The 1,415-nt window shown below is 67.1% G+C and carries 1 protein-coding gene; it reads left to right on the top strand.

Going from position 1 to position 1,415, the window contains the following annotated elements; genetic code table 11:
* Nucleotides 1-1,415 (top strand): amino acid adenylation domain-containing protein (locus CKY51_RS21390; protein WP_152249940.1); only part of this gene is annotated, 1,415 nt, incomplete at both ends.

Consider the following 1,415-nt stretch of genomic DNA (forward strand, 5'->3'; position numbering starts at 1 on the left):
ACGTCGCATTCGACGACGCACGCTGCCTGCCGACGTTGTTCGAGCAACAGGTCGGGCGGGCGCCGCACGCGATCGCGCTGATCGACGGCGACAAGGCCCTGTCCTATGCCGAGCTCGACACCCGTGCCAACCAGCTGGCCCATCACCTGATCGCCCACGGTATCGGCCCGGAAGACCCTGTCGCGCTGCTTCTGCAGCGTGGCAGCGACCTGGTGGTCGCGCTTCTCGCCGTGCTCAAGGCGGGCGCCGCGTATCTGCCGCTGGATCCGGCCTATCCGCCGGAGCGGTTGGCCTTCATGCTCGACGATGCGCAGCCGCGCCTGTTGCTGGCCCATCACGACTTGGCAGCTGCGCTGCCAATCGACTCCGGCATCGCCACGGTGCTGCTGGATGCCGATGCTGATACGTGGTCACAACAATCGACTCAAGCACCACAGCGCAACGACCTGCTGCCGCACCACCCGGCCTACATCATCTACACCTCCGGCTCCACCGGCACGCCCAAGGGCGTGGTGGTGGCCCATGCCCAGGTCGTGCGCCTGCTGCATGCCACGCGTGCCCAGGTCGCACCGAGCGCGGACGATGTCTGGACCCTGTTCCACTCCTGTGCATTCGACTTCTCGGTCTGGGAACTGTGGGGCGCACTGGCCCACGGTGGCCGTCTGGTCATCGTGCCGCAGCACATTGCACGCGATCCAGCGGCGTTTTATGCGTTGCTGTGCGCGCAGCGCGTCAGCGTGCTCAACCAGACCCCGAGCGCCTTCCAAGCCTTGTGCGATGCGCAGCGCGACAGCACGCAGCAACACGTGCTGCGCCTGGTGATCTTCGGCGGTGAAGCCTTATCGCCGGCCAGCCTGAAGCCCTGGTTAGACCAGCATGGTCAGCGCACCACCCTGCTCAATATGTACGGCATCACCGAGACCACGGTGCATGTGACCGCGCATGTGGTGACCGAAGACGATGTCGCGCGTCCCGACCGCAGTCCGATCGGCGCACCGCTACCGGATCTGCGCGCCTACGTGCTTGGTCCCGACGGCCAGTGCCTGCCGATCGGGGTGCCCGGCGAACTGCATGTGGCCGGTGCCGGCCTGGCGCGCGGCTATCTGGGGCGCCCTGCACTGACCGCCGAGCGCTTCGTGCCCGACCCGTTTGCAGACGTCGCTGGCCAGCGCATGTACCGCACAGGCGATCTGGCACGTTGGCGCGACGATGGCACGCTGGACTATCTGGGACGCAACGACGAACAGGTCAAGCTGCGTGGCTTCCGCATCGAGCTGGGCGAGATCGCCGCCGCCTTGCGGGGCTGCGATGGCGTCCGCCAGGCGGCGGTGATCGTCCGCGAAGAGGGCGGTGACAGGCGGCTGGTCGCCTATCTGGTTGGCGAGCATGTAGCGAACGCTGAGTCTCTGCGCAGC

It is taken from the genome of Xanthomonas maliensis (assembly GCF_009192945.1).
GTDB lineage: Bacteria > Pseudomonadota > Gammaproteobacteria > Xanthomonadales > Xanthomonadaceae > Xanthomonas > Xanthomonas maliensis.